This is a genomic window from Ponticaulis profundi, assembly GCF_042659465.1.
GTDB lineage: Bacteria > Pseudomonadota > Alphaproteobacteria > Caulobacterales > Hyphomonadaceae > Ponticaulis > Ponticaulis profundi.
The window spans coordinates 1-5,993 of record NZ_JBHSSW010000037.1 but is presented as its reverse complement, the minus strand read 5'-3'; the positions used below and the strand labels follow the sequence as shown (position 1 = coordinate 5,993).

The 5,993-nt window shown below is 57.6% G+C and carries 10 protein-coding genes and 1 pseudogene; 8 read left to right on the top strand and 3 right to left on the bottom strand.

Annotated features, from left to right (window positions below):
* Positions 1–146: 146 nt before the first annotated feature.
* Complete coding sequence (locus ACFQDM_RS15435) at positions 147–449, bottom strand: hypothetical protein (RefSeq protein WP_347919589.1); 303 nt, start codon at positions 447–449, stop codon at positions 147–149.
* 264 nt (positions 450–713) lie between these two features.
* Here ACFQDM_RS15435 and ACFQDM_RS15430 point away from each other — a divergent pair, with 264 nt between their 5' ends.
* Together ACFQDM_RS15430 and ACFQDM_RS15425 are read left to right on the top strand one after the other, a co-directional pair.
* A complete protein-coding gene (locus tag ACFQDM_RS15430; protein ID WP_377380555.1) occupies positions 714–899 on the top strand; it encodes a hypothetical protein in 186 nt (61 codons plus the stop codon).
* A 22-nt stretch (positions 900–921) separates the two neighbouring features.
* Positions 922–1,119: a hypothetical protein gene (locus ACFQDM_RS15425; RefSeq protein ID WP_252928911.1), complete on the top strand. Its 198-nt coding sequence runs from the start codon at positions 922–924 to the stop codon at positions 1,117–1,119.
* On the opposite strand, the gene ACFQDM_RS15420 is transcribed toward ACFQDM_RS15425, so the two are convergent.
* Complete coding sequence (locus ACFQDM_RS15420) at positions 1,116–1,688, bottom strand: putative metallopeptidase (protein ID WP_377380553.1); 573 nt, start codon at positions 1,686–1,688, stop codon at positions 1,116–1,118. The genes ACFQDM_RS15425 and ACFQDM_RS15420 overlap by 4 nt on opposite strands.
* Positions 1,689–1,836: 148 nt before the next feature.
* On the opposite strand from ACFQDM_RS15420, the gene ACFQDM_RS15415 reads away from it, so the two are divergent.
* The 3 genes from ACFQDM_RS15415 to ACFQDM_RS15405 all read left to right on the top strand — a co-directional run bounded on the left by ACFQDM_RS15415 (position 1,837) and on the right by ACFQDM_RS15405 (position 3,173).
* Entirely contained in the window at positions 1,837–1,965 is a 129-nt protein-coding gene (locus tag ACFQDM_RS15415) for a hypothetical protein (protein WP_256480605.1), read from the top strand.
* Positions 1,962–2,129, top strand: coding sequence for a hypothetical protein (locus ACFQDM_RS15410; RefSeq protein ID WP_252928914.1), 168 nt, complete (start codon positions 1,962–1,964; stop codon positions 2,127–2,129). Before ACFQDM_RS15415 ends, ACFQDM_RS15410 begins: the two co-directional genes overlap by 4 nt.
* Positions 2,130–2,432: 303 nt before the next feature.
* Positions 2,433–3,173: a Crp/Fnr family transcriptional regulator gene (locus ACFQDM_RS15405; RefSeq protein ID WP_377380550.1), complete on the top strand. Its 741-nt coding sequence runs from the start codon at positions 2,433–2,435 to the stop codon at positions 3,171–3,173.
* 53 nt (positions 3,174–3,226) lie between these two features.
* On the opposite strand, the gene ACFQDM_RS15400 is transcribed toward ACFQDM_RS15405, so the two are convergent.
* The gene (locus ACFQDM_RS15400; RefSeq protein ID WP_377380548.1) at positions 3,227–3,637 is read right to left on the bottom strand and encodes a hypothetical protein; all 411 of its coding nucleotides are present in this window, start codon (positions 3,635–3,637) and stop codon (positions 3,227–3,229) included.
* 339 nt (positions 3,638–3,976) lie between these two features.
* Between ACFQDM_RS15400 and ACFQDM_RS15395 the strand changes: the two genes are divergently transcribed.
* The 3 genes and pseudogenes from ACFQDM_RS15395 to ACFQDM_RS15385 all read left to right on the top strand — a co-directional run.
* Positions 3,977–4,165, top strand: a complete 189-nt coding sequence (locus tag ACFQDM_RS15395) for a hypothetical protein (protein ID WP_252928919.1) — start codon at positions 3,977–3,979, stop codon at positions 4,163–4,165.
* 192 nt (positions 4,166–4,357) lie between these two features.
* Positions 4,358–4,582, top strand: coding sequence for a hypothetical protein (locus ACFQDM_RS15390; protein ID WP_252928920.1), 225 nt, complete (start codon positions 4,358–4,360; stop codon positions 4,580–4,582).
* Positions 4,583–4,816: 234 nt separating this feature from the next.
* Positions 4,817–5,993 (top strand): annotated as a pseudogene (locus tag ACFQDM_RS15385) (glycosyl transferase); the annotation flags it as partial.

Here is a 5,993-nt window from a genome sequence, read left to right as displayed (position 1 = left end):
CGGATGACGGTCAGAAGCTTCAGGGCCATCTCGACCGCCCGGGCATCCTCGTCCATCGCGGTGCCGCTGGTCAGACGCAGCACCATCCCCTACGTCGATGTACCCTGCGTTGATGCAGCCCTATTTATGTTGCCAGAAACCGATAACTAAAATGGGGCAAACTCAACCTTGATGCGCCCTGCACTCCGGAAACGCCTCAGTTGCTCCAGCTTCTCTGCATTGTCCTCAGCCTCCTTAGACAGGCGATCGATGACCATGCGGTTAAAGGTGTCCGCACGTGCGACAAGACTGGCGATCTCGGCGTGAAGCGCTTCGGCCTCGTGGCGTTCCTGCAGGGTGTATGGCTGGGTATCCGCATCAAAAAGCCTGCGCTCCTGATAGGCGGCCTTCTCCAAGGCGTTTTTGACCCGCATCCTGACAGAGTGCCCGACAGAAATTTCGTCAGTCACAAAGCATCCCCTTATCGCCAATCATACCAGGCCTCCAGCAGCCACCTGCTCGTAGGGGATTATCCGGAGCGATCAGGCATCGCAACTATGGGTCGGGAGGCAGACGAAGTTCCAATAGGACCTTACTGCCCTGCATATGCGCCATTATTAATACCGCATGCTTAGGGAGCCTCTCTCTGCCGATGATTCATCCACCGCGCTTTGCTCCTTAAAGGAACATAGAAGTCATCATCTTTGTGTGGGGTATCACATTAGAGGGTGTGAATGGTTTCGATGATAGCACGCAAGTATGATCTGGCAGAGAAGGATTACCGCAAGCAAGTTGGCCTTCTTTGCGGCAGGGCATTGGAGATTTTGGCGCTGTTTGCCAATCCATTAAAGCAGGCGAGAGACTGGACGATGAATGTTCGGATCTCGGTGTTCAACTCGGTTTGTGCCATGATGCGATAGCCTCAGTTGGAAAGGACCAGCCATGCCAGTCGAAGAACATCCTGCTTATCCCGAATGGCGCCACGCAATCGACGAACTAAAGAAGGCTGCAGATGCGTATGACACCTGCTGTAGGCAGAATGCCCCGGACGCAGAAGTTGCCACAGCGAGGCGTCAGCTGGCCAAGGCGCAAGCCCTGTACGACAAGGCCCGTGACAAGATTGGCCTTGTTGCCGACTAGGTCGCTCCCCTGCAGGTCCCGCAGCATTGCGCGATGCCCACGGCTGCAATTTCCGGCTCGGCCTCGGCAGCCTCGATTAGCGCACATATCCCGGCCGCATCGGCCCCATAGTGCCGCACCACACCAATGAATTCCTCGATGTCGTACCCACGCATTGTAAAGACAGGCCGCCCGGTCTGCCGATTGAACTTCGGCGCGCCGTACTCGTCCCTGTCTTGGGCGCGATGATAAAGCTCGTGCTCGATCAGCGCATAGGCCTCTGCGTCGGAAGCCTGTAGCCACCAGTTGGCGTCGAGGGTGATAATGAAGTCAGGGACTATTCCGAACCAGTCCGTCACCTGCAGCGTGGCCTTGGCGCGGCCCCATTTGCCCATCGCCCCCTGCGGTGCGCCCGGCTCGGCCGTGCCGATCACCATGCGACCCTTTTTCGCATTCGACACATTGGTCCAAAGGAAGCCGATCGAGGCTGAGTGCAGATGCGCGTGATCCGGGTTCCGCAGTGGCGCGGCGGCGTCGGTGAAGAAGGCCGACGCCCCTTCGGCTAGGTCGGCCGCGGAGCCGAACCACATGCCACAAAGCCTTCGGACTGGTGGCATTGGGTGGTTAAATTGGTCCGTGGGGGCCATGCTCCCTTCGTCGAATTACGTATCTATTCGCTGTGAAAGGTCTAGGGTGCCGAGTCCTTCGAAATTCCGGCGGCTATACAGGAGCCAGAACATGGCCAAGGGCATGAACAAGCGAAAACGCGATGAGAAAAAGCCCAAGAAGGAAGCGCCGAAGGTAATCGCGGCCGCTCCGAGCACGAAGATTTCACTGGTCGGCGCGGCACTGAAGGTGGCCAAATGACAAAGGCACCGCAGATCGCTTCCTCTGGCTCCATCGATGATGCCCGCGATGCGCGCGACGTTTTAGCCCTTTACGTGGTCAGTCGAGATCTAGGCATGGGGGCCACGCAGGCCGAGGCTTTTGCCATTCAGTCCATCGCAAACAGACGTACATCGCGTCTCTGATGCACTGAAGGGTGCGGGCTTAGCTGTCCGCACCTTTTTTGTTCTGCACGACGCATCCACTTCGCCAGTGCCGTCCCATGTCGAACAGGTCTGCGCACACTCTTCAAGGCCAATGTCCGCACTTATCTCACGTTCGAGCAACATTTCCGGACAGTCACCTCTCGCCGCGACCAATGCTGCCAGTGCCAACGGCCAATGCGTGAGTGTCCAACAAACCAGCATCAGCTCTGACGGCCCAGACCGATCAAAAGCCGCCTTTGCGAAAATATCTGCTGCAACGCAAAGGTCTAACAGGAGGACACCATGGATCCTTGCGATAGCAACCCCCTGAGCCGGAAGCTTGGGGCATTTGTGGTCCTTTCTGGCGATGAGCTTTCTATTCTTGCAGCCCTGCACCAGCGCAGACGTTGCTTCGTCGCAGGGCGGGACCTGGTGCGGCAAGGTCAATCGCAGCACGCCGCCTATATCCTCGCTTCAGGCTGGGTCTGCTCCTACAAGATCCAAGCGGACGGCTCGCGCCAGATCATCGACTTCCAGATACCAGGAGATTTTTTAGGTCTGCGCAGCGTGCTCCTGCGGACGTCAGATCACAGCTTCGAGCCGATCGTCGACTGCGAAGCGGCAGAGGTGTCGGCAAGTGATCTGATCGTCGCGTTCGAGCAGGCGCCTCGGCTTGCAGCTGCAGTTCTTTGGGCTGCCTCCCGCGATGAGGCTATGCTGGTAGAGCATCTCGTCGGGGTTGGTCGCCGCGCCGCAGACGCGCGTGTCGCGCATTTTCTGCTGGAGTTATGTTCCAGGCTGGCGCTGGTCGGCCTTGGGAACCGCGAGGGATTTGACTGTCCTTTGACCCAGTATCATCTGGCGGATGCGCTTGGGCTGAGCGCTGTTCACGTGAACCGGGTGCTGCGCTCTCTGCGCGAACGGAAACTTGCGACTTTCCGCGACAATCATGTCTGCTTCCACGATTATGATCAGTTAGCCAGAATGGCCGGTTTTGACGACACCTATCTCGACCAGTCTTTACCGCTATTGCGGCGGCCATAATAGCGTCGGCACCAGCTTCGCGAGCAAGTCGACCAGTAGCGCTGATCAGGAGGCTAGTGCGGCAATGGCGACGTCAGTGTGTTGATCCACTGCTCTACTCGCTGTTCCACTGTCCGGCCGTCCTGCACCTGAGACGCCGACCTGGTGCCGTTCCTGATGTCTCGGCTCACAGACGGCATAACGTCAAGCCCGCCTGCCTTAGTTGCCATTTCCGTGTCATTCTCCAATGCGGCCCGCACGTCTGCCTGTGTCGTGCGTCGCATCTCCCTTGGTCCCGATCCTGCGCTCGGACCATAGATCAGCAGGAAAGCAGCTGCCTCCCGGAATGCTGGAAAACTGAGGCCATCAAGCAGTTCTTCTTCAACCAGCAACTTGTATTGCCCGGCAGGAAACTCGTCTGGGGATCCACGAAGAACGAACGGATGCTTGAAGACGATAACCGACGTGAAAGATCGCATGTACATCAAGTTCTCCTTGGAAGAAGGCCTCATTGGATTTTTGCAGGCAGGGTTTGAAAACGCAAAGGCGACTTATGGCTTGCCAACGTCACGTGAGCAAAAGTGACGTGAGGGCTAAGCGGCCGCCGCCGGACAAGCCTCACGCCCTTAACTCAGAACTTACACCACACCTCTCGTCAAACGAGAGCCTTATTTTTTTAGCAGGGTTTCACCATAGATGTGCTGATGTAGATCAGTGACGTGCCGGGCAAAAGAAAGACCAACGCTGGTAGCAAATTGACGTCTTGCACCCTATCTAACTTATGCAGGCAGGAATTTCTTGGTTGCATTATGGAGGACCCGATAATGGGTGCCGAAAAAACAACCCTCGACAATTACGTTCGCACCAATCGCTCGGCTCCGAAGCGTGAACCGATGCTCGATCGGGTGAAGGGTGAAAAGCAAGACCAGGCCACGGAAGATGCGAAATCCAAAGGCGACATGCAATCTGAAGGTGGTTCGCAAAGACCACACGACAGTCTGTCTAAGCGATAAGCATTAAAGGCATAAAAAGCGGCGGTATTTCCGCCGCTTTTCCCGCTTCTGAAGGCAATCGTTCCGTCTTGTACATCCCTCAGCACTAGCTTCTATGCGGGGACAAAACGACGTACGCGCCTTAATGCGTCCCATGCAGCCGCGATAGAATTTTAATTTTGATGCATTTCTATCAGAGGGGAAGGAACTACAATGATCGAGAGAAATACCCGTCAGCGTCAACAGGCAGAAGATGCCTTTAAAATTACCAGAACTCTCCGCAATACGCGCCACCGGGTATTCGAAGAGATCGATGCAAGCAAAGTCGTCGCAGAAGAAAAGACCTCTAGATTGCGTGAGGCTCGCTTGATTAAAGAAGCGAGGGTAAAAACTGAAATGATCGGTAAGCCAGCGCGCAAGCGCGTCCGGAAGCTTTGATCCCGTTGGTGTGGATGCCTGGTTCTCTATCGTCTTAAATATTATTTTCGATCAATTTAGTTTTTTGACCTGCGCCAAAACCTGCGCATGTCATGATGCATCTACGAAGTTGACTCTCGATCGTCAGCTGAGCTGGCGTTGATACCGGCCAGTGCCACTAATGCCAGTACTCTCCAACCGCTCATCTTGCTCCTTCCGGTCTTTCAGGCTGGTTCTCAAGGAATGTTTTTGCACATGTTCGATCAAGCTGTCAGTCCCGGGCCGCTGTGGTCCGATGCTACTCCCATCAGGTCGGAATTGTTCAGCCTCGAGCGGCTGGAACAGCATGCCATGACGCTTGCGGCGCGTCAGACCGTTATTGCGTCTCCGCCAAAGGTCTCGTCGCTCCACAAGCGCCTGGCGGACAACGCGCGAGCGCTGCGTCAGGCATATCACGACAACGCAGACGATGCCGCGAGCGGGCGACCGACGGTCCCCGCAGCGGACTGGCTTTTGGACAACTATCATCTGGTCGAAGCGCAGATCCGCGAGATCCGCGTTGACCTGCCGCCCGGCTACTACCGGCTGCTGCCGAAACTGCAGTCGGGGCCATTTGCAGGCTACCCCCGCGTCTTCGGGATTGCTTGGGCTTTTGTTGCGCATACGGACAGCCACTTCGATGCCGAGACACTGCGCCGCTTCCTAATCGCCTATCAAACGGTCCAGCCCTTGACGATCGGCGAATTATGGGCCGTTGCCATCACCTTGCGCATCGTTCTGGTCGAGAACCTACGCCGTCTGACCGACCAGATGGCCCTGGGCCGGCAGGACCGCAGCCGTGCGGATCAACTGGCCGACCGTATCCTGGCGCCGGGAGGGGGGCATCCCGACCTGCTGTCCGGTGCAATTGCGAACCCAATGTCGGAATTGTTCGCGGCTCAGTTGGCCGGACGGCTGCGACTGCTGGACCCTGACGTGACCCCCGCAGTGGGCTGGCTCTCGGAGCGATTGGCGACACAGGGTGCCTCAGTCGACAGCGTTGTGCGCCATGCGCAGGAACGGCTAGGCGCGTCGAACGTGACGCTGCGCAACATCATCACCGCCTTTCGAGGCTTGTCCGCCACCGACTGGAGCACGCTGTTCGAGGATGTCAGCCTCGTTGAAGCGCATCTGCGCCGCCATCCCGGCCATGCCCGCATGGATTTCGCCAGCCGCAACCTCTACCGCAGTGCAGTTGAGGAGCTGTCGCGCGGTAGTGGCCGGAGCGAGATGCAGCTTGCCGACATGGCGGTGACCCTGGCGGCCAACAGCACGCGCGATACCCCGGCCGCCGATCCCGGCTGGCACCTGATCGACGCGGGCCGCCCGGCGCTGGAACGGGCGGTGGGCTTTCGCCCGCCGCCTCGGCTGTGGCTGCGAAGGCTGGGTATAT